Source organism: Vibrio sp. Of7-15 (assembly GCF_022347565.1).
In the GTDB taxonomy this organism is placed as follows: Bacteria; Pseudomonadota; Gammaproteobacteria; order Enterobacterales; family Vibrionaceae; genus NORP241.
Genome location: NZ_JAKRGH010000034.1, coordinates 1 through 22300, shown reverse-complemented (window position 1 = coordinate 22300; position 22300 = coordinate 1). Strand labels below are relative to the sequence as shown.

Sequence of the window (22300 nt, the reverse complement as noted above, 5' to 3'; positions counted from 1 at the left end):
GCGAGAAAGTACGTGAAAAGACAATATATTTCTTATGACGAGCTGAATAATTTCCTGATGCAAGCCATGGCGGATCATCCTAATTTGATCCGTCTGCAAACCATCGGTTATACCCATGAAAAGCGCCCCATCTCCTTAGTGACACTGTCACAAGATGTATCATATGCAGAGCTAAAACCCGCACTGCTCTATACAGGCACTATTCACGCTCGTGAGTGGATCGGCATGGAGCTGGCGGTCAACTTTATCAAATACATCCTTGATAATTACACTTCCAACCCAACGGTTATTAAAGCGTTAACCCGCAATACCTTGTACATGGTGCCTTGTTTAAATCCCGATGGTTTTGAATATTCTCGTAAACACTTCTCATTTTGGCGCAAAAACCGTCGCGATAATGGCGATGGGACGTTTGGAGTCGATCTTAATCGTAATTTCGGCATTCACTTCAAAAAAAGCACCGATACTCGTTCTAATGTGTATGGTGGCCCCAGTGCGTTTTCTGAGCCTGAAACTCAAGCTATTAAACAATTTGTGGAAGATCACCCAAATATTACGACGGCCTTAGATTACCATTCACAAGGTAACGTGTTTTTTCCTGCCCACAAATTCAATCATGAAGCTGAAATTGAAGGCACGGATCTGAATATTTTATGTGCTAATATGGCCAATGAAATATACAAAGTGACAGGCCGCAAATATGGTATTCACCGAGGTAAACCACCCGCGAACCTGATCCACGGTAGTGGCCGAGAGTACTATTATGATCGCGGTATTTTAGCGACTGTAGTGGAAGTGGGCACTCGCAATATCCCGGATTATTTGATCAACATGTCACAAAGTGTGGATGAAAATATTCCAGCGGTACTGTACGCCCTGAACAATGCCATCAATTATTCACATTTAGCGCCCAAACGACCAGAGTCCTTCACCATAGAAGAGCTTGGTGCCAATCAGGTAACCTTAACATGGGCCGATCCCCCAATCCCAATGTCGTATTATTACGAAATCTATCGCAGTGAAGTGCCAAAGTTCCACTGTACAGAGCACAACCGCATCGCCGTCACGGCAGATACACGTTATACCGACAAACAGCTCAAGTCAGGTCAACGTTATTATTACAATTTACGTAAAGTGGATCGATTGAACAACATTAAGTCCCCTTTTGCGCCAGAACTTAAACTAAAAACCTTATTAGACAGTGACGAGCTTTCTTACACCTTATTTCCACAAAAAAGCATGGTGGGTTACGTAGGCGAGCTGACGCGTGAAAAAAACGCCGATCATTTTGGCTATAACTCCTTATTCATTGGCGTTAATAAAACCAAAGGGATCTGTTACGGGGTGATTGATTTTGATCTCTTTAACTTGCCGGAAGACGCCGTTGTAAAACACGCAACGTTTTCTCTTTACCCCATGAACCGAGTTGGGGCAAAAATAGAAAACTTCGGTGAATGGTCTGTGTCGATTTTAGATCCGAATGAGATCACCGATATCACCAGCTACGCACAAATCAGCAGTGCTTCTCCAATTCAAACCTTGGGGGACGCCATTGGCTCTGATCAGCTGGCGCAAGGGATCTGGCATGACTGGGCTTTTAGCGCAGTAGAAAAGGAGTTGCTGCAAAAACAGCTCACCCAAGGACGCTTATTGCTTCGGATCCAAGGGCCAACTACCCTTCCCATGGGAAATGACTCACAGATGATGCAATTTGATATTGGCTACGGCCGTTTTGGCGGCGATATTCACTATCGCCCTTCTATCGAGATCATCTACACCAAAAAACCTAAACAGCTTATCTTACCCGCCATTGATATGCACACCATAAGTAAAGATCACTTAGAGCCGGGTCAGCTACAAAGTGGTTTTGATGCTAATGGTAACGTGGTGTTTGGTCAGCTGGCTTTTTCACTGGCCGACATAGAAGCCGACAACGACATCGTGATCACCCAAGCTCACTTTGTGGTGAACAGCCAATCCGTTCCAAACTCAGTGCAACCCATGAGATTTACCGTAGAATTGGCCGAACTCGATAGCAAAAATCTCGATTACCATAGCGTTAAAGAGCGTAATAAAATTGAGTACTTGGGTTATGAAGTCAGTAGTGATGTATTAAAGAATAACCCCAAACAGACATTCATGTTTGACACAACGGCTAAGCAACATTTGGAAAACTCATACCAAACGGGCAACCCTGTGTACTGTATTATTCGTGCTACATCTGCTTCTCGCCAAGAAAACGCGTTCGTGGACTGGCATACCCTGCACCACGACAGACAGCCACACCTTGTTATTGACTATATTGAGCGCCGTAAACAACCGCTCGATGCACCGGAAAGGCTAACAGCTCATATCGAAAATGGCTGTGTAAAACTGGAATGGAGTAACCCAGAACACCCTGATTTTGTTGGCTCCTACGTGGTTCGAAATTCATTCCACCCACCGAGATCACCGCAAGATGGGGTAAAACTGTACGCAGGAAAAGACGAATACACCTACGACCGATTTGGTAATGCCAACGTGCCTAAATACTACTCGGTGTTTAGTTACGATGACGTGCCTAATTATTCATCACCCACTTCGTTACTTTACAGTACTGATGAGATCATTCCGATTGAGTTTGACGAGTTTGAAGCGCAAGATGACGTAGAAATGCGTTATCGTGAAGGCAATTAAGCATTAACTAACCTCTCCTTACAAAAGTGCGCACAGTATCAACACTGTGCCGCTTTTCTCATTCAACTTTATTTCACACTGTCATTTTTTTACAAGCACTGTTGAGTTGGCTTATGATGTACTGGTGCATTGATTGGCCTGTTCAATAATCTGGTTTAGTAAAGTATGAATGAAGTTATTCACCGAAAAAGCCCCATTAACAGCATTAACTTGATTGATGCTCATTACCAAAGCTTTTCATTCAAACGCCATTACCACCTTGATTATCACTTAGGATTAATCACTCAAGGCCAACAACAGTATTTTTTCAACGGCTGTAAACACATCGCTGGTGCCGGACAAATGGTGATCATGCCACCCGACGAGATCCACGACGGCCAACCAAATGAAAATGCAGGCTATAGGGTCAAAGTCTTTAGTATTACGCCAATTTGGTTAACTCAGCAAGCCCAAGCTCTATCTGGAAAAGAGCAGTTTTGTTTCCCACAACATAACATTGCTGACTCAGTCCTTTTTACTCAATTGGCTCAACTGCATAAACAATTGGACAGTCCATATACCTCACAACTGGCCAAAGGCAGTTTACCCCTTGAGTATTTTTCCGACCTATTAACTCACTATGGCAAAATAAAACCATTGCCAGTGTCTAAATTAGGAAATAAGAACCTTCGTGAACTACGCGACTATTGCATGGAGCATCTAGATCAAAAAATCAGCTTAGAAAATTTGGCCATATTGTGCGATCTCAGTCCTTCTCAACTGCTACGACAATTTAAAAAACACACCGCCATGACGCCATACGCATGGTTAGCTCGGCTACGATTAGAGCACGCCATGGCATTGTTAAAATCAGGGTGCAGTAGTACGGAGGTGGCCTACCTTGTTGGTTTTTATGATCAAGCTCATTTTGCAAACGCCTTTAAACAAACCTTCGGCGTTGCGCCGTCACACATAAAATGATCAACCACGTTTATTCAAACACACCAAGAGAATCGAAGCAGTAAAAGCCTTCACTTGTTGTCAATATTTTACAAGCTCATCACTTGCCAAAACTACATAATGGCAGCATCAGTTTTCTTAGTATAAAAAGCGAATCATAATGAACGAAGTCACCACTTTGCTGACCCTGATCACCGTACACGTTATTGCTTTGATGAGCCCTGGGCCGGATTTTGCGCTTGTCGTACAAAATGCAGGACGTTACGGCCGACAAACAGGTATCTTAATTGCTCTAGGCCTGTCACTTGGGATCCTATTACACTCTATTTTAAGCCTCACCGGAGCAAGCTTGATCATTCAACAACAGCCTACTCTATTTGCCATTTTTCAAGGTGCTGGTGGCGGTTACTTACTATGGCTAGGTATTAATGCAGTAAAAAGTGTCTTCCAAACGGCGTTGTCTAGCACAGCGGAAAGTACACAAAAAACGTCTCAGAGGGTAATAGCAAATCGTAAGCAAGCATTGGCTAAAGGCTTTACCACCAGCATTTTAAACCCAAAAGCCTTGGTATTTTTCTTGAGTTTGCTGTCAACTCTTGTGCCCGTTGACATGTCCATTACAGGAAAAGTCACCGCTATTGTGATGCTGTGGATCTCGTCATTTTTATGGTTTGCTATTCTAGCTTGGCTACTTACGGGTAAAAAACTACAAGCCAAACTGCTACAATGGACACCGTTTATCGACGGTATTTGCGGTGTACTTTTCGCCACCATAGGCAGTATGATTTTACTTAATCTCATCATATAACGTCTGCCAATTCTCACAACAAGAGTGTCGTTACCAGTTAATGACACTCTGCCACCTAGAATAAATCACTATTGATTACATATGCCTCTATCACTATATTCCTAGCGAGCCTAGCAAGTATTTACATAAAATTAGGATGAAAAATACAACCCTTTACTATTCAAAAAGAAATCGAAATAACCGCTCCTGCTGAACGCATATTCCTTGCCCTAACAACAAAATGAAGAAATACCCCAACACTTCCCGTTGCAGTCCGTTGAAAGTGAATGGAAGGTAGGAAAAGAAGTTTTGTATAAAGGCGAAGTCAATACATTCCCTTTACTGACTTTGGTGTAATTGAAGCTCTTGCTTTCCCGAAAACCTACAGCTATCGCTACTGGAGTGACAACTATGGCACAGAACACACCTAAAAAAACCACCTCACCATTACATACCAATTAGAACAAACGGCAACAGGTACTTTACTCAGTGTTATACAAAGTAATATCAGATCAAAAGAGCTTTACGAGTTAATGGACAAGCAAGTGTGGGACTTTTTACTGAGTTCATTAAAAAATCACGTCAAAGAATACTCATCATTTTAATTTTAAATCTATAAATAAAGTTAACCTTTTCTTTTCTCATCAATAACTATGAAATCTTCAATATTATCATAACAGTAGGATTTTGAAGTGAGTCTAATATAAGCCTTTAATATTATATACACCGTTTTATTAATGATAGTTTATATATACCGAGATAATCATTATTATTTTATATACTCCAAAGAAGTTAAGGAAAATAGATTTGAAAAATATTATTAAAAATACGTCAGCATTATTTTTATTAAGTTTTATATCACTACCCGTATCAGCCGATACTACTCGTAACTCAGATCATATAGGTAAAGGGTTTAACTACATATCTAAAGAACCAACATTAAGTCATTGCTTAAATGAGAGTAACTTAGGTTCAGCTACTCTGCATAAAAACAAAAAAAGTTACTACACACGAAAAATATCAAATACTGATGAGATAAAATCAGTATTCAACACTGCCGTAACAAAACCGTTTAATGAAACCTTTAGTACATATGAAAAAAGTGTATTCAATAACTACAAAAAAATGGGTAACCCACCAGCGGTGATGTACCAATTGTCTATAGAAAAAGATGAAATAATTGCGAAAAACGCTTTTCCCAAGCTAAACACCCAAGCAATGCACTGGCTGGAAACTGGAGATAAAGATACATTTAGGAAATACTGTGGTGATGGTGTTATTGATTCCGTGGTTACTGGCAACAGCATCTCTGTTCTTGTATATGTAATGTCGCAAAGTAAGACATGGGAAGAACGTCATCACGTTGCTAAGTACCTAACTGGAGCAATATCATCAGGAGGCGATATTCTTCAAAACTACATCGACAATCACCCTGAGTATGACTTTATTATTGATGTTAATACCCAAATTGATAACCTTATAACGTCTGATTGGACACTTGATAACCTAGTTACTCGTTTAGTTGAATTTGAAACCTCAGATTTTACTCATAATTCGGTTCTATCATACAATACAAACCACTATATATTCCCTACAACACTCTCAGACAAATCACACTGGGAACTCTTTAACGATTACCGCCCACACCTCAATAAAATTGAATCTTGGGATTCACTAATACAATCTTATCACTCTACACGTTGCTTAAGTGTAAATAATAACGACAAAAATATGTTATGTGATTTAACAGAGCAAAAATACCAAATAATGGGGAATCTGTGTGCTAATCATGAAACCTGGGCTGACTGTGTAAAACCCGATGACAAAGCTTGCACTCTAGAAGATGGCAGCTATTGTGATGTCATTACAACTTACGAGATAGAGCCAATCGCTTGTGAAAATGACTGTAGCGATAATAACAATACAATAAATCCCGGTACAAGTAATCAGACAGCAAAGCAAAATAGCACTTCGGGTGGCTCTATTGGGCTTTTCAGTCTACTTTGTTTAATGATCATACTAGCTCTAAAGCACCCCAAATTTCGTAATACATAAACGATCCCGTATTATCAGAAAGCGACTTAGACTTTCCAAGGCTCTATAAATGTAAAGTAGATGACTAAATAAAGTCATCTACTTTCATATTCAAAGAACTAATTATTAGCTATGTAATTACGAAATGTGCTGCAGTAAATCGCCTACGGATTTTAACCGAATGATAGAAGCACCAGTTTCTTCCATCGACTTATGGTAGTTCGCATCTGGAATAAAGATTTTTTCGAAACCATGTTTGGCAGCCTCTTTGACTCGAGGTACACCACTGTTGATCGGCCTGATATCACCATTTAGGGAAACCTCCCCCATAAATACCCATGAACGAGGAATAATGTGATCATTTAATGAGCTTAACAGTGCTGCGATCATGGCCAAATCCGTACTGGTTTCTGACTCCCCTACTTTTAATCCCCCCACCAAATTAAAATACACATCATGCCAAATCTTAATGCCGCCATGTTTTTTTAGAACAGCAGACAACATCTTTAATCGGTTCATGTTCACCCCAATACACACTCTCTGAGGATACTCAGCCTCGGTATCAGTAGCTAGGCACTGTAGTTCCAATAAAAGGTTACGATTACCATCTCGAATACACGTGATCACAGAACCAGAAGAGTCACGGCTAGAGCCGGATAAAAACAGCTTTGATGGATTATCAACACTGATCATACCCGTTTCATTCATTTGGAATAAGCCAACATTATCAACATCACCAAAACGGTTCTTTTTGGCACGCAGTGTTCGAATCAAACCTTCATTGGTATCAATATGAAGAGTGGCATCCCCAATGTGCTCTAAGGTTTTAGGGCCTGCGGCGTCTTTATTTTTATTGACATGACACACTAAAAAGAGCGTTACCCCATTTTGCTTACAATAGCGGTTTAACTCACCTGCACAGGCTTTCACTTGGCTAATTGAGCCAGGCTGACCCGTGATCCCATCCATTACCATCGTTTGGATGGAGTCAATCACCATAAACTTGATTTTATTTCTGTCCGCTTCTTCGATGATCGCTTCTACTGAGCTTTCACTGAGCAAACGAAAATTATCTGAATTAAATTTCAGTCGTAGTCGACCTGTCGCCCTATTTTTAAACTGAGATAGTGATTCCTCAGCAGACACATACATCGTTGGCATAACATACGACATGTTACAGCTCAATTGAGAAAGAAGTGTTGTTTTACCCGCTCCCGGGTCGCCGGAAATAATCACGACAGATCCAAGGGTCACCCCGTCATCAAGCACACGATCAAGCTCACCAATTTTTGTAAGCATTTTACGCGCTTCATGTGATTCCACATCTTCGATCTTTTTTGCGCCGCCCCCAGAAATACCTGCGTAACCACCACGCGAATTAGCAGTAGAAGTACGCGCACTTGCTGCTGGCGTTCGAGCAAGATTCACTTCACTGATGGTATTCCAAGCATGGCACATATTACATTGCCCCTGCCAACGGGGGAAGTCCGCGCCACAGTCATTACACACATACGCTTTTTTTGGGGCTTTTGCCATTGTGTTACGCCTTAACTTTTCTCTAGTTACTTTCAGTAAGTATATAAAATTGGAGTTTTACCACTGAAGCTCACTCGCTCTAACAGAGTAAAAACATGTATATTTAAACAGTATACTAAATTCGCGTCAAAGATGTCATTAAACAAATGTTCATCATCAATCCGCGTGAGGGAGCCAATTGGCGCTAACAGAAGAGATTGGAAGAAAGCGAGGGAAGAGAAAAGAGATGAATCGACGAAAGAAGAAAGGCTGGTGAAGACACCACCAGCCTATATTTCCAACAGGTTAGTTTAGAGGGAAGTAGGTCCAGTTGGTGAGTTCACCTTCATCTTCCAGCTCAATCACCGATGCCCAATTAGGGTTTGTATCTGAGTCATCAGCCAAATCTTCTAGACTATCATCAATACATTTAGACAGCTGGATCATATTGGCGTTTCTTGAGTCTTTACGGAAAGACTTACCCATTAAAAATGCGCGAACGCCAATCGTGTCCACCGTTGTAAGACGGCCATTGATTTGATAGTTAGCACTGGATCTAATGTAAAACGGTGTGGCTTGCAAAGCCGAACTTTCAATACCAACAAGTAGATACTTATTCGTATTCAATAACTCAGTAACCAAATTATCTGGTTGTCCACCAACAATTAAGATTGGTGCGACCGCTTTTTTAGTATCAGAACGCTCTATTGAATGCACGTTCATATTCAGGTTCAGGAAATAACTGAGCGCTTTTGCACTGATTGCAGCGCCTCCTACAGCACCAATGGACTGGCCTTTTAACGATTCAATCGATATTTTTGCCGGCTTTTCATCGCTTAGCCAACTTGAAAACTTAGCCGCCAGTGAATCATTCCCTTTTGGCTTGAAATTTTTAGGGATCAGCAAATGAAACGTTTCGGTATGTAAACCCGTCACTATTTTTAAACGATTAGGGTTTACGCGCTTTGGATCCTGCTTGTAATAATACTGAAGCACGTCTTCTTGTACGATCCCCACCGAATAAGACTTATTGCCCATGCCAATCAAATTGTCCACTGAACCACCAGATGGAATAACATCAAACGATTTTCCATCCACCAGCGTCTCTTCACAATATGATTTAATGTCGTTCATCATTGAGAAATAGTTGCCAGACTCTCCCCCCGTTCCCACTTTAATTTTGGAAGCGTGAGCTGGCAGTACAAAACAGGCAGATAACATGAGCAGTATTAGATTTTTATTTTTCATCTAAATCCTTTTATATTTAAATTTCCAATCTAGATCTATCAGGCTTTTTGGTTAACCAAACGGATTCGACTCCGTTTGCTCATAAGTCTCTGAAGAGTCACTTTGGCCAGTAAAAAATGAAAGGCCACCAACAATAATGACCAAAGTAAATAACGCAGCCAAAATATAGCTCATTACTTTCGTTGATTTTGTTACTTGTTCCATGCGTAATGGCTCCTAATTAAAAGTTATCGTCAGTGAGCATATCTCGCGCACTGTTTTCGACTGAGATTAATGATTCATTAAAATCTGTTTCTATCTGAGAAAACGCTTCTAACGATAAGGTTTCATCCAGCTTTAAGTCCCCAGACTGAGCAAATAAAGACATTGCCGCACTGGCAGTAGAAGCAAATTCTTCCATGTCTTTATACTCCTTAACTTTCTCTTCGAACGCTTTATTGGCTTTTGCTGCATTATCGACTTTAACGATAACTTGTTGATAAGCAGAATTAACTCGGTTGTATAACTCCACTTTCTTTTCATAAATCGGTTTCCCTTTATTTTCAGGGTTTATTTGATTTTTTAATTTTTCAACCGTTGCCCCCATACTATTGCGAGCCTGACGAGCCGCTTCTAAGCGTTCTTGGTTATTGATGACTTGATTATTTAACTGTGCAACCGCATTTTTTCTGGCCTCTTTCACCATCATATTAAGCTGCATATTTTTGGTTTTTTGTTTCACGAGTGGATCTAACGCTCTGAAAAAACGAAACCCCCAGTAAAGAACCAAGGCCGTAATTACGAGAACAACTAAAGCCAATGTGCCAGTGATGATGCTCATCGCAAAAACAGAGAGTGTCACTAAACAGAAAAAGACCAAAACTACAAAAAGTATATTACGGGGCGTAACAGAAATGGGGGTATTTTTATAAGATTCTATCTTTGCCAATTCTTCTTTATTGTTCTGTAAAATAGAAGAAAAGGAAGAGGTTTTCACTACAGTATCAAGCATTCTTCGTAAGTCCTTTTGATTGAGCCAAATAAGAAATGGGTAATGATGCTTTGTTTACAAGCTCACGTTAAATGCCCATAAAACGACAATTAAATTTAACGCATTATTAATTTACTGTTACTTTACATTAATGGCATTATTATCTTGAAACATATACCATCCATTTTGTGACCAAAATCATATTGAATTAACTTTTTGAAACATTATTTCATTACAATGAAAACTGACTGTAAAATAAATAGCCCCATTTTAATTAACAGCATTACAAACAAGAGAAAACATGAAAATACTGCCCAAGTGTTGTTTTTTATTCAGTGTCCCCATCACAACCCTCATGGGTGTCATCTGGCTTTTTAACGCTGGTTATTATTCCCATTCAGAAGATCAATTCGTCAATACACTCATCGTCATTATTATCGTGAGTTTGATTGCCTCAACCTTATTAGCCATCAACATCATGCACTCTTGCCGCTTACAAAAAGCAAATCTGTCTACCTTCGCTTTTTGGTCATCTACAGTGTTTACAGTGATGATTTGGCTTGCCAATTTGGCCCTGTGCGTTCTGAACATCTTATTTATTTCCGCCAACGTTCAATAGCTCATCAGCACAATAAACGCCGTGGTAGTACACTGTAGATAAACACTCCTTTAAGGCTAGACTAATGAAAAAGAACTCAAACGAATATCAGCGCCTATTTCAAACTTCACGACTGGTTATTGAGGAAGTGAACCATAATTTACGCTCAGATCAACAATCGAAGCTGCTCCTACGGGCGATTGACATCCTCTCCCCTAATGTAGTGCAAGCTCTTCCGCCAGCTTTTCATGGTATTTCTTCTCTGGAAGATGCTCGAACTTGGTTTAATAAAATGACCAATGAAAGTCGCCTGTTAGTAATAAAATCAGCTGAGAACCAAAACCCCATTGGTTTTATTTTTCTACACGAAGACGAAGCTAACGCTATCCACATTGGCTATTTACTCAGTGAAGATGAATGGCGAAAAGGGTACGCTAAAGAATGCTTGATTGGACTTATTGATTGGTGTGCTAGTTCAGATTCAATATCAACCTTGATTGGCGGCGTGGAAAAATCAAACCTCGCATCGGCAACACTGTTAAAAACCATCGGATTTATTGAAATGGAAAGCCACGACTCATCCACTCTCTTTTATCAATATACGCTGTAATCGTATTTGGTACATACCTCTTTCTTAAAGCCAACAAGGAAGTACGGCTATTATCGACCACTACAAACCATACTTCCACCCTATTCATTTAGGCAACATTCAAGATAACCCACTGTATTACCTATCTTTCATGCTTACACCAAGCTATGACACAGATCACTAATACTTCAAGCCAGCATTTACACCTTAAATAATAATGATTATCATTTTCATTAATTATCAGGAGGAAATATGCCTTTTAGTATTAATGCTTGGTTAAGCCATGAAATAGATGAATACAAAGACAAAATGCAAGACGCAACCGTTGAATTTTTTATTGCCGAAACTCGGTTAAATCGACTAGGAGCACAACCTGAATCGTTACAAGGTTATTACGATAGCTGCATGCAACTGGCAAAGCTCGCTAAACATAACGGCGATGACGACAGCTATTTGCAAGGGTTGAAAAAAATTTACACTCGCATGATGGCAGAGTTTAATGACAAGAAAAATAACGTGACATGTAGACAGCTAAGCCACCAATACGCCAGAAAAAGTTTAACGCTGACCTGCCAGCTTTACTCCGGCTATGATATTACTGATAAAGCCAAAAAGCTGAGGACAGATTTTGTAAGACGCTCATCTCTCTATTAAGGAGCATATTCACCAAACTGACGAAGCAACCACAATGGATCGCTCGTCATATTCATCATTCCGTATTCGCTCCATCAGAAGGTTAATGGCCCTTCATGACTGGTAAACTTTGCTCTACCTTCTGATAAACACGCTTAACCATAGACTCCAAACCCTGATTTCGTGTTGGTGTCAGCTGCTGTTGAAGCCCTAAACGTGTAAAAATAGATTTAATGTCCGTTTCTAATAATGTGTCGGGTGTTAAGCCCTTTAAAATAATAATCACCAAAGCCACCAACCCTTTCACAATGGCTGCATCACTGCTCCCAGATAAGTGCACTTTCCCATCCACAATATGAACATGAATCCACACTTGGCTCTGACAGCCATAAATGGCGTTAGCCTCCGTTTTCTGTTCCGTTGGTAATTGAGCGTATTTCTCACCTAACGATATGATATAAAGATATTTATCTTCCCAATCAACGCACCGATCAAAGTTTTTTATTAATTGCTCTCGGTTCACTCTTCATCCTCTATATTCATTTCAAAAACTCAAGCAACCAATAACGTATGAATACGATGCAGGCCAGCGACCAGCGCATCAATATCCTCTTTATTGTTATATAAAGCAATGGAAGCTCGACACATAGCAGGAACGTTATAATGCTTCATCAAAGGCATTGCGCAGTGATGCCCTGTTCGTATCGCCACACCATATTTATCCAAAAAACTACCAACATCAAAAGCATGTAACGATCCCATAGTAAATGAAATCACCCCTGCTCTTTGCTTAGGTCCATAAATAGTAATGTCAGGGACACCAGATAATTGCTCTAATGCATAGTGCATGAGCTGTTCTTCATGCTGCTTAATAGATTGAAAACCAACGCTTTCAATAAAATCGATGGCAGCACCCAAACCAATAATACCTGCGACATTGGGAGTACCGGCTTCAAAACGCCAAGGCGCTGCGTGAAAAGTCGTTCCTTTCATTAAGTCCACTATTTCTATCATGGCGCCACCTCCTTCCCAAGGAGGCATACTTTCGAGCAATTCCAACTTCGTGAACAGCACGCCTACCCCAGTTGGTGCGTAAAGCTTATGGCCAGAGAAGAGGTAAAAGTCACAATCTAGCTTTTGTACATCTATCGCTTGGTGCATCACAGCCTGAGCGCCATCCACCAGCACTTTTGCATCGTATTTTTTGGCTGACTGAACAATCTCTTCAATTGGGTTAACAGTACCCAACACATTAGAAACCTGTGTGATCGCAAGCAAAGAAGTTTTCTCGTTCAATAGCCGAGCCAAATGATCTAAATCTAATGTACCGTCCGCTTCAATCGGCCAAATAACTAACGTAATATTCAGCTCCTTAGCTAACATCTGCCATGGTACAATATTGGCGTGATGCTCCATTTCCGTAATGATCACCTCATCGCCGGCTTGAAACTGACTGCGCCCGTAAGAGTTTGCAATCAAGTTAATTGCGTGAGTGGCCCCACGAACAAAGACGATCTCTTCACGCTGCTTGGCGTTCAAAAAGCGCTGAACTTTATCGCGGGTCTGCTCCATCAAATCGGTCGCTTGCGAACTTAAATGATGAACCCCTCGATGTACCGCCGCATTCTCTTGATTATAAAAATGCTGCACTCGACCAATCACACACTCCGGCTTTTGCGCACTGGCAGCACTGTCCAGATACACCAAAGGTTTACTATGAACAGCTTGGTGAAGAGCCGGAAACTGGCACCGTACCTGCTCCATATCATCCTTCATTGCCATTCTCCGATAATTTTTTAGTGATGCAATTGCATACCAGCTCAGCAATTGCAGGAATGGTAATGGCCTCGGTAAGTTCAGCAGCAAAGGCGAACGTGATCATTTGTTCTGCTTGGCATTGAGGGATCCCACGGGCTTGAAGATAAAAAACGTGTTCTTCGCTGATCGCACCAGTGGTTGTGCCATGGCTGCATTTGACATCATCAGCATAAATTTCGAGTTGAGGCTTGGTGTTGACTGCGCACTCATCACTTAAAAGCAAATTATGATTATCCATTTGCCCATTCGTTTTAAGTGCATGAGGAGCTACTTTGATCATGCCATCAAATACAGCCGTTGCTTGATCTTGAACAATCATTTTATGTAACTGCTCACTCGTGCAATGACCTTTATTGTGCTCAAGATAAGTTCGCGAATCATAAGTGCAATTTGAATCAGGAAGACACAAACTGTTCAGCATAAGCTCACTGTTTTCTCCATTGAGTACGCTGCTCGAATGATGACGGATAAGTTGACCTGATAATAAAAAACTTTGGCTCGACACTTTCGCATCCCGCCCTATATGAAGGTCGTTATGACTAAAGTAAAAACTTCGTGAAGCCCCTTGGCAGAGGTGATAATGCTCAAGCTGACTGTTGCTCTCCACTTGCATCGTCAATCTAGCGCCCACATAATTCCCTACGTGATCCGAAGACAAGTTCGATGCATTTTCATCAGTACTCCGGTCCGCTAAAGAAACAAAATGTTCAATAACGCACGCTTGGCTGTGCTGCCCAAGCACAATATGATTACGAGCCTGAATTATGGCACCAGAAGCTGGTGTTTCTATATGCAGAAGATAAAGTGGCTTCTCCGCCTGACAGCTTTCCCCAAGAGAAATGCATAAACCTGAATGGCTCATTGCTTCGGTGAGATGTAAAAAGATTTCAGGACGAATAGCGTGAGGTAATTTTTCTTTGGCTTTACTCTCTAACGACGAAAGCCTAAACATGCCTATATCAGAATCACTCAGTGCTGGCTGATAGACACCATTGACAAAAACCAGTATGTACGCATCACAATCCATTCGACATTGTTCTACTTGCTGGGTTGTTAATGCCTCCTCTTTCTTTTCGAAAAAGTCCAATTGCTGGAACTCACTCAGATCGGTGTATTTCCAATCTTCATCACAAGAAGTCGGTAACCCTAGTTCAAGCGCACTCTGCCAATGTTGTTTACCATAGCCATCCAGAGGAGCGTTACGATCGAATAGTGACCATTGCGTATCACTCTTCTCCAGTAAGCCAGCCATAGCCTTTCTCCTCTAATTCCGCTACCAAAGTGAAATCGCCAGACTTAATGATCTCACCTTGATAGAGAACATGAACAAAATCAGGCTGGATATAGTCCAGAATACGCTGGTAATGAGTCACTATCATAAAAGAGCGTTTGCCATCTTTTAAGCTATTCACCCCATTGGCCACTTCTTTTAAGGCATCAATGTCTAACCCCGAATCCGTTTCATCTAAAATGCATAATTCAGGATCAAGTACCGCCATTTGTAAAATGTCGTTACGCTTCTTTTCTCCACCTGAGAACCCCACATTCACAGAGCGAGACAGCAAGTCTTTCGGCATATTTAACAACTCAATTTTTTCATCGATCAAGTCTGCCAATTCAAACCTTTCCAGTTCAGGTTGATCCCGATATTTTCTGACCGCATTCACCGCCGCTTTTAAAAATACGTGATTGCTAACGCCGGGGATCTCTACGGGATATTGAAAAGCAAGAAACACCCCTTCCCCTGCTCGCTCGTCAGGCTCTAACGACAAAAGATCTTTTCCTTTAAACAGTGCACTGCCAGAAGTCACGTCATAGTCATCACGACCAGCAAGCGTGCTGGCAAGCGTACTTTTGCCAGATCCGTTTGGCCCCATAATGGCGTGAATTTCCCCCGGATTAATGTGAAGGTTAATGCCATTAAGGATTGGTTTATCTTCAATTTTCGCGTTTAAATTTGTAATAGTAAGCATGTTATTTCTCTGTTATCCCACACTGTGCTCTAAGCTAATCGACAATAATTTTTGGGCTTCAACGGCAAACTCTAACGGCAATTCAGAAAACACATCTTTACAAAAGCCGTTAACAATCATTGAAATCGCATCTTCTTCGGAAATGCCTCGCTGAGCACAATAAAAGAGCTGATCTTCACCAATTTTTGTGGTCGTGGCTTCATGTTCAATATGGGCTGAGTTATTTTTGACTTCCACATAAGGGAATGTGTGCGCACCACAATTCGGCCCGATGAGCATGGAATCACATTGCGTGAAATTGCGAGCATTGGTCGCGGAAGGAAGCACTTTAACAAGACCTCGGTAACTGTTCTCGCTGTTACCTGCAGATATGCCTTTCGCAATGATGGTGGATTTCGTATTTTTACCAATATGGATCATCTTGGTGCCCGTATCGGCCAGCTGCTTCCCAGCCGTTAATGCGATGGAATAGAATTCCCCGACCGAATTCTCCCCCATTAAAATCACACTAGGGTATTTCCACGTGATCGCTGACCCCGTTTCTGATTGGGTCCACGACATTTTTGAACCTTCGCCTTCACATAACGCCCGTTTGGTAACAAAGTTTAAGATCCCACCTTGGCTATCTTTGCCAGAAAACCAATTTTGCACTGTGGAGTATTTCACTTGTGCATTTTTTAAAATAATGACCTCTACCACAGCCGCATGCAGTTGATAGCTGTCATGCGAAGGCGCAGAACACCCTTCAATATAACTGACGTAGCTGTCTTCATCGGCAATTAAAATGGTTCGCTCAAACTGACCAGTTTTAGAAGAGTTAATACGAAAATAAGTCGACAGCTCCATCGGGCAGCGAACTCCTTTTGGGATATATACAAACGTACCATCCGATGCGACTGCTGCATTCAATGCTGCAAAAAAATTATCTTCTGGGGGTACCACGCTACCTAGGTATTTTTTCACCAGTTCAGGATACTGATGAATCGCCTCACTAAATGAACAAAAAATAATGCCTTCTTTGGCTAATTTTTCACTGTAAGTCGTTTTAACCGACACCGAGTCGAAAATAGCATCGACAGCCACATTGCTCCCTTCTTGGACTGGAACCCCTAACTGCTTAAAGGCTTTTTCCACCTCTTCCGTAAGAAATTCTGGCTCTGTAGTTCCTTCTTTAGCGATGGCAGTATGTCGATCATCCACTCCTTCTTGAGCACCATCGATTTCACAAGCATTACAACTTGGTGCAGAGTAGTAACTGTAATCTTGGTAATTCAGTGGCTGATACTCAGCTTTTAACCAATGGGGCTCTTTCATTTTTTGCCAAATTCGAAAGGCATCCAACCGGAAATCCAACATCCATTTGGGCTCATTTCGTTTAGCAGAAATAGCTCTAACAACTTCTTCATTAATGCCTTTCGCTAATTGGTCTGCCGCTACCTGGCTGTAAAAACCTTGCTTATAACTGTTATCATCTACCCACGCTTGTACGTCTTCCTGAATCTCTATTCCGCTTTGTGTCATTGTTTTTTACCGTTTAGAGCTGCTGATGCTAAGTGTGATGAGCATTTACACATTAAAACTTTCCCCACAGCCACACGCATTTTGCACTTTAGGGTTGTTATACTGAAACATCTGATTTAACCCTTGAGAAACAAAATCAACCACAGTGCCATCGACGTATGGCATGGCTTCCACAGGCACAAAAAGGCATGCGCCAAGGTGTTTAAAAATAAGTTCATCATCCGACGTCTCTTTGGCCATTGACAATACATAAGCAAAACCTGCACACCCCGACGGCTTTACAGCTAAACGCACGCCAAGCAAGCTGAGATCATTACTTGTCAACTTATTGATCTGTGCAGCCGCTTTGTCTGTCAGTTCTAAGCCTTGCCAACTTTCGTCATTCGGATCAAAGCTCGTCACTTGATTGTTCTGCATGATATTCCCCTCTTCGGTTATTCATTGCGAACGATTCATTTGAGAATGATATTTATTATCAATAAAGATTTCAACCATGGAGAAAGCATGGAATTGGTTGCGGTGGGGTAAATTGAAGATCTAAACAGTACCTACAACAATCTTGTTACACTAAAGAAACTTTAATCAGAGTATTTTGCAAGAGGGCTGTAAGGCTAATTTTTGTTGGTTATAATGTGAGGTGGCTCGGAACAAACTAACGAAAGATTATCCGAACCTTAGCTTTGTTATAAGCCACTTAATTGAATTTATTTTGTAAAAAGTTTAATAAACAACTCTTCCGATTTTTTTAAACCCTCTTCAGTTAATACGACTGATTTAGCTTTACCCACAGGATCACACATTAAACCTTTCTCATGAAGGCGGTTCGTAATATCCCAGTCAATTTGTTTCCATGCTCGGCAATGGTCATGCAAAGTTAAATACATCAGGGCCAATGCCGCCTCATCGACTTTATCTTCATTAATTTCCACTGTTTTCTCCAATTTCAGCCTATGAACTTATTAGTACAACCATAGCAATAGTTACAACCAAAGCTGTACAAACAGTGAAAGTTTTCGTGCCAAAACCGCCCAGGATAATGTATTACATTGTTATGTATCTTGTTTATCCCAAACTCTCAAAGCAACACCAAACCAGTCATACCCAACCCTTGACTTCTGTGTAGCAGTCCACTCCGTTATACAGCCCCAAAATGCAGTATTTACACCTTTAGCGGAATCAAACCAAACCTTGTTACTACTAGTAGCAACATAGTGTGAGCCAAAGTCAGCTACGACCGAAACGATTAAAACATGGTTGCTTTCAACCAACGAAGGCTCATCCGAAATAACAACAGGGATACTTAATGACTCTAACAGCGCTAACTCATGCGAGTTTTGGTGCGATAAAGAACCATAAGTCCACTCATCACGAACTATCAAGTCAGTTTTTAAACCAAACTCCTCTAAAACATAAGCCATTGCCACCACAGAATTTAAGCCTGACTCGCTGATAAATTGGCTAGGGTTATCCTCATTGATAATTCCTGTCACTTGATAGACTTTATTGACTAAATCATATAGGGAGTCATGTGGATTAAATTGCACTGTTTCTCCACAAAAGCTCATGCTTGCTATATCAAACTTTTTTAGCCTTTTTGTCTCACTAAAAGGAATAATACCGAGCGCCGACAGGCTTGCTACAACACAATAAGCCCCACATAAGATACTGCCTTCTGGTTGTTGTAATTTAGGAAACTTGTTCAATTCTATACCTTCTTTTATATATAACGCTCTATTAAGTAGCTATCAACACCACAGCTAAACCTTCACTATCACGCTGTAAACCCAGTGACGAATTAAAACCCAAAATGCCGATTATTACGAACCTACTTCAATTGATTGTGAGCACTTAGATTATCGCTGCTTCATAAATGCTACTGCTAATCCAGAAGAAACGAATGTGATACCTGCTCCAATATTTAACCCTGACACTAACCTTGGTTTGTTTCTAAACCACTGAGACAATTGTGATGAGAAAACACCCATTAAACTAAAGCCGACTGCTGTTAATACCGCAAACCAAACTCCATAACCGATCATTTGAACTGTCACTGATCCTAAGTTTGGGTTTACAAATTGAGGTACAAAAGCCAGAACAAACATACCAGGCTTAGGGTTAAGCGCGGCGGATAGAAAACCAGTAGAAAAAATAACTTTCAAAGACTGTTTTTTCGCAGGTTCTAATGAAAACAGATTTCTCGAACGAAGCACTTTCAAACCCAACCAAATTAAGTAAGCAGCACCAGCCAATTTTACAATATAAAATGTTACTTCCGAAGTTTGAATTAGAAGGGTCAATCCAAAGGTCGCTGCGACAACATGGAATAAGATGCCAGCTCCTGAAGACATGCCTGACATTACAGCGGCCAGTCGACCTTGGCTTAAACCTCGACCGATAGCGAGTAAATTATCCGGCCCTGGCGAGATAACCAGCAACAAACAAGCCAGCGTATAAGTAACAAATACCTCTAATGGGAACATACAATCTCCTTATTATATGATTATGAGTGCTCACGAATTATATGGACTCTCCCCCTAGCCCAAGCGCTCTATAGTAAATTTATATACGCTAAAAACTGGAGGTTACCACGCCCATCGTACAAACTATTGGCGTAGACCTTGCCAAAAATGTGTTGAGTATTCACAGTATCGGTATGCATGGCAAGTGCGTACTATGAAAAGCCATTAAAAGAAACGAACTCTTAGACGCACTCATCAATCTACGCCCTTGCCCTATGGAATGAAAGTTTATTCTGTGCCACAGTACTGGGCAAGATGACTCATCAAGTTAAATCCCCCATAATGGCTTTCAAATTAGAACCTTTATGTGTGTGGCAATGATGTCGCCATCCAATGCAGCCCTGTTTTAAGACAACATGTGAACGATTACTGGCGGCAGGAAAACCGAAGAAGCAACATTCGTAATTCCAGTATAAAGCCTTATTGATGCTTCTTTTCGGAACTCTTCGGTGTACGCTGGATTACGATGTTTAGCCATAAATCACCTCTCAATTAGACCCTTGATCTAACTTAGTAAAGTGTCTACTAAACGTGGGGTACTCGGATCTATAACGCCTCAAATAAACGGCTAAAATTTGTGAGATACGAACTAAGCTTTGTATGAGTTTATGTCAGCTGTTCTCTAGCTGACATCAGCGCATAACCTAATAAATTTAAGCCAGCCCATTTACTTGGATCTTCAGCTAGTGTATTATCGGCAGCTAAACCTATACCCCAAATAAAATCAACAGGGCTAGCCTCTACAAGAATACGTGAGCCTGTATTTTTTAAAAAAGTAAGCAATTCAGGGTTTTGACTAAACTTTAATTTGCTAGCATTGGTTACGATTTCAAATCGGTTATTATTCCATACACCATCATCAAAACCTGTGACTTCGCGCCCTAGCTGTTTAGCTTCACCTGGGTGACTACACTCTATTATTTTGCTCGCTATTTCATCGTTACCAAATAGCTTAGCTTTATGATACATCATGTAATGTTCAGCAGTTTTAAACGTAACACCGGTTTCTTCAAACTCAGCTTGGTACCATTGACTAAAGCATGATTTTGTAACGCCCGACTTTGATTTTTGGTGCCCCCAGAAATAAACATATTTTGGGTCACCACCATTTGAAATAAATTCAATTAATTGATCGTTGGATTGAATTAACACATTTCTTCCTTAAAACAATTGCACCGTATACACAAAACTCAACTTCGATTCAGGATACCCAATCGTTGGAAATATTGCCTTAAAAGTTTGTTATAGCAAATTCATGGTAATTTATGCAGTTACCACGCATGCTAGCACTAATGAGTTAGTCTTCTCGAACGCGAAACAATTTATCCACGCACTAAAATCCGGACAGAAAATCAGCACGATAATATCCTGTTGATTTAATAAAAGATTTAGCTACTATGTGCAACAAAAAACTCTTACTAATTAAATAATTAAAGCTTTAATCGCTTTGTTAAGGACAATGTTCAGAATGAAAAAGTTACATTCACTTGGTGTTACTCTGTTATCTACAGCAATAACTGGTTGTGGCCTTTTTATAGAAAAAGAAAGTGTGTGGATTAACACATCAGGTGAACAAGCCTCTAGCCAAGAAGTCGAAATTGCTATGGTTAATTGTCAATATCGCGAACGTGAACTTACTTTACAACAGTTATCCAACGAAATGAAAAGTAAAAAGAATATTGACGAAGAGACCTTTAATAATTACCTCGATACTAGCTCACAAATTATGAGAGATGGCTTTGAATGCATGAGGGAAGAAGGTCTGCACTTAGAAAACAGACCTAAGGCGACAAACAACTCAACAACTTCCTGATTACTCAAAATCTTCAATAAGCTCTGCCTCAACTGCCGGAGGCTGCTGGCGCATTTTGTGCGGGGTTTTGCACAAAAGGTGACAGTGGCCGGCGGTCAGATGGCAGGCGCTTGTTATGGCAACTGCTTGCTAAAATTCACAAGGTCCTTACCAAATTTAATATTTATTGACTCGATTGATAATGCTGAATTTATGAACCGCCCCATATTTATTGAAAATGAGTTATTGTTCAATTTCCTATAACCGTTCAAATCATCATTCACTTGCCCGAATGAATAGAAATAACCAGCTAAAGCATTTGCAGATTTAGCTGAATCGCTCTCAGGACCTGCTATATTCCGTAAATCTACAAACATGTCTCCAACGGCTTCAGGAGAAAACATATTATTCCCTTGTAACGTGTCAAAAACTTCCTCAAAGGCATTTATGCACATCTCAAAATCATCGTTTGTTAGAATATCGTCCTGGAAGTTAACAAGCTTTGCTAACTCCTTTACACAACCTAATGATTTCTTTAAGTCTTCGATAGATTCCATAATTCTAATCCCATAGGCCATAACGCCCTATGAAGGTGATGAGATGGTCTCCCCCTACCACTTCACATGGCCATGAGCCATGCTTGGAATGTTAAGGCCCTAATGCGAAAGGTGAAGACCATGACTCAGCA

General features: G+C 40.7%; 24 protein-coding genes. 8 read left to right on the top strand and 16 right to left on the bottom strand.

Going from position 1 to position 22300, the window contains the following annotated elements:
* The first annotated feature begins 12 nt into the window (after window positions 1–12).
* The 4 genes from MHO82_RS23195 (at window position 13) to MHO82_RS23180 (ending at window position 6457) form a co-directional block, all read left to right on the top strand.
* The gene (locus MHO82_RS23195; RefSeq protein ID WP_239188465.1) at window positions 13–2676 is read left to right on the top strand and encodes a M14 family metallopeptidase; all 2664 of its coding nucleotides are present in this window, start codon (window positions 13–15) and stop codon (window positions 2674–2676) included.
* 165 nt (window positions 2677–2841) lie between these two features.
* The gene (locus MHO82_RS23190; RefSeq protein ID WP_239188463.1) at window positions 2842–3636 is read left to right on the top strand and encodes an AraC family transcriptional regulator; all 795 of its coding nucleotides are present in this window, start codon (window positions 2842–2844) and stop codon (window positions 3634–3636) included.
* 139 nt (window positions 3637–3775) lie between these two features.
* The gene (locus MHO82_RS23185) at window positions 3776–4423 is read left to right on the top strand and encodes a LysE family translocator (RefSeq protein WP_239188461.1); all 648 of its coding nucleotides are present in this window, start codon (window positions 3776–3778) and stop codon (window positions 4421–4423) included.
* 786 nt (window positions 4424–5209) lie between these two features.
* Window positions 5210–6457: a hypothetical protein gene (locus tag MHO82_RS23180; protein WP_239188459.1), complete on the top strand. Its 1248-nt coding sequence runs from the start codon at window positions 5210–5212 to the stop codon at window positions 6455–6457.
* A 117-nt stretch (window positions 6458–6574) separates the two neighbouring features.
* Here MHO82_RS23180 and radA read toward each other — a convergent pair whose 3' ends face one another.
* From radA to MHO82_RS23160, 4 genes are all read right to left on the bottom strand, one after another.
* Entirely contained in the window at window positions 6575–7972 is a 1398-nt protein-coding gene (radA, locus tag MHO82_RS23175) for a DNA repair protein RadA (protein WP_239188456.1), read from the bottom strand.
* A gap of 285 nt (window positions 7973–8257) precedes the next feature.
* Complete coding sequence (locus MHO82_RS23170; RefSeq protein ID WP_239188453.1) at window positions 8258–9199, bottom strand: TAXI family TRAP transporter solute-binding subunit; 942 nt, start codon at window positions 9197–9199, stop codon at window positions 8258–8260.
* A gap of 51 nt (window positions 9200–9250) precedes the next feature.
* Complete coding sequence (locus MHO82_RS23165; protein WP_239188450.1) at window positions 9251–9403, bottom strand: hypothetical protein; 153 nt, start codon at window positions 9401–9403, stop codon at window positions 9251–9253.
* Window positions 9404–9419: 16 nt separating this feature from the next.
* Complete coding sequence (locus MHO82_RS23160; protein WP_239188447.1) at window positions 9420–10190, bottom strand: hypothetical protein; 771 nt, start codon at window positions 10188–10190, stop codon at window positions 9420–9422.
* A 280-nt stretch (window positions 10191–10470) separates the two neighbouring features.
* Between MHO82_RS23160 and MHO82_RS23155 the strand changes: the two genes are divergently transcribed.
* The 3 genes from MHO82_RS23155 to MHO82_RS23145 all read left to right on the top strand — a co-directional run bounded on the left by MHO82_RS23155 (window position 10471) and on the right by MHO82_RS23145 (window position 12010).
* Window positions 10471–10788, top strand: coding sequence for a hypothetical protein (locus tag MHO82_RS23155; protein WP_239188444.1), 318 nt, complete (start codon window positions 10471–10473; stop codon window positions 10786–10788).
* Between the two features lie 64 nt (window positions 10789–10852).
* Window positions 10853–11377: a GNAT family N-acetyltransferase gene (locus MHO82_RS23150; RefSeq protein WP_239188441.1), complete on the top strand. Its 525-nt coding sequence runs from the start codon at window positions 10853–10855 to the stop codon at window positions 11375–11377.
* A 231-nt stretch (window positions 11378–11608) separates the two neighbouring features.
* Complete coding sequence (locus tag MHO82_RS23145) at window positions 11609–12010, top strand: hypothetical protein (RefSeq protein ID WP_239188438.1); 402 nt, start codon at window positions 11609–11611, stop codon at window positions 12008–12010.
* A gap of 82 nt (window positions 12011–12092) precedes the next feature.
* Here MHO82_RS23145 and sufE read toward each other — a convergent pair whose 3' ends face one another.
* The 11 genes from sufE to MHO82_RS23095 form a co-directional block, all read right to left on the bottom strand.
* Window positions 12093–12512, bottom strand: coding sequence for a cysteine desulfuration protein SufE (gene sufE, locus MHO82_RS23140; RefSeq protein WP_239188435.1), 420 nt, complete (start codon window positions 12510–12512; stop codon window positions 12093–12095).
* A 29-nt stretch (window positions 12513–12541) separates the two neighbouring features.
* On the bottom strand, window positions 12542–13765 hold the full coding sequence (sufS, locus tag MHO82_RS23135) for a cysteine desulfurase SufS (RefSeq protein ID WP_239188432.1): 1224 nt from the start codon (window positions 13763–13765) through the stop codon (window positions 12542–12544).
* The gene (gene sufD, locus MHO82_RS23130; protein ID WP_239188430.1) at window positions 13755–15059 is read right to left on the bottom strand and encodes a Fe-S cluster assembly protein SufD; all 1305 of its coding nucleotides are present in this window, start codon (window positions 15057–15059) and stop codon (window positions 13755–13757) included. Before sufD ends, sufS begins: the two co-directional genes overlap by 11 nt.
* Window positions 15034–15780: a Fe-S cluster assembly ATPase SufC gene (gene sufC, locus MHO82_RS23125; protein WP_239188428.1), complete on the bottom strand. Its 747-nt coding sequence runs from the start codon at window positions 15778–15780 to the stop codon at window positions 15034–15036. Before sufC ends, sufD begins: the two co-directional genes overlap by 26 nt.
* Before the next feature lie 12 nt (window positions 15781–15792).
* Window positions 15793–17301, bottom strand: a complete 1509-nt coding sequence (gene sufB / locus MHO82_RS23120; RefSeq protein WP_239188426.1) for a Fe-S cluster assembly protein SufB — start codon at window positions 17299–17301, stop codon at window positions 15793–15795.
* Window positions 17302–17346: 45 nt separating this feature from the next.
* A complete protein-coding gene (gene sufA, locus MHO82_RS23115) occupies window positions 17347–17718 on the bottom strand; it encodes a Fe-S cluster assembly scaffold SufA (protein ID WP_239188424.1) in 372 nt (123 codons plus the stop codon).
* A 287-nt stretch (window positions 17719–18005) separates the two neighbouring features.
* Window positions 18006–18230 carry a DUF6429 family protein gene (locus tag MHO82_RS23110; RefSeq protein ID WP_239188422.1) on the bottom strand — a complete coding sequence of 75 codons (225 nt, stop codon included), beginning with the start codon at window positions 18228–18230 and terminating at the stop codon, window positions 18006–18008.
* Between the two features lie 120 nt (window positions 18231–18350).
* Window positions 18351–19004, bottom strand: a complete 654-nt coding sequence (locus MHO82_RS23105) for a hypothetical protein (protein ID WP_239188420.1) — start codon at window positions 19002–19004, stop codon at window positions 18351–18353.
* A gap of 150 nt (window positions 19005–19154) precedes the next feature.
* Window positions 19155–19781, bottom strand: coding sequence for a LysE family translocator (locus MHO82_RS23100; protein ID WP_239188418.1), 627 nt, complete (start codon window positions 19779–19781; stop codon window positions 19155–19157).
* Between the two features lie 385 nt (window positions 19782–20166).
* A complete protein-coding gene (locus MHO82_RS25825) occupies window positions 20167–20298 on the bottom strand; it encodes a hypothetical protein (RefSeq protein WP_275440758.1) in 132 nt (43 codons plus the stop codon).
* A gap of 128 nt (window positions 20299–20426) precedes the next feature.
* The gene (locus tag MHO82_RS23095) at window positions 20427–20972 is read right to left on the bottom strand and encodes an NADAR family protein (RefSeq protein WP_239188416.1); all 546 of its coding nucleotides are present in this window, start codon (window positions 20970–20972) and stop codon (window positions 20427–20429) included.
* Between the two features lie 316 nt (window positions 20973–21288).
* On the opposite strand from MHO82_RS23095, the gene MHO82_RS23090 reads away from it, so the two are divergent.
* Entirely contained in the window at window positions 21289–21633 is a 345-nt protein-coding gene (locus MHO82_RS23090) for a hypothetical protein (RefSeq protein ID WP_239188414.1), read from the top strand.
* A 113-nt stretch (window positions 21634–21746) separates the two neighbouring features.
* On the opposite strand, the gene MHO82_RS23085 is transcribed toward MHO82_RS23090, so the two are convergent.
* Entirely contained in the window at window positions 21747–22169 is a 423-nt protein-coding gene (locus tag MHO82_RS23085; protein WP_239188412.1) for a hypothetical protein, read from the bottom strand.
* Window positions 22170–22300 lie beyond the last annotated feature (131 nt).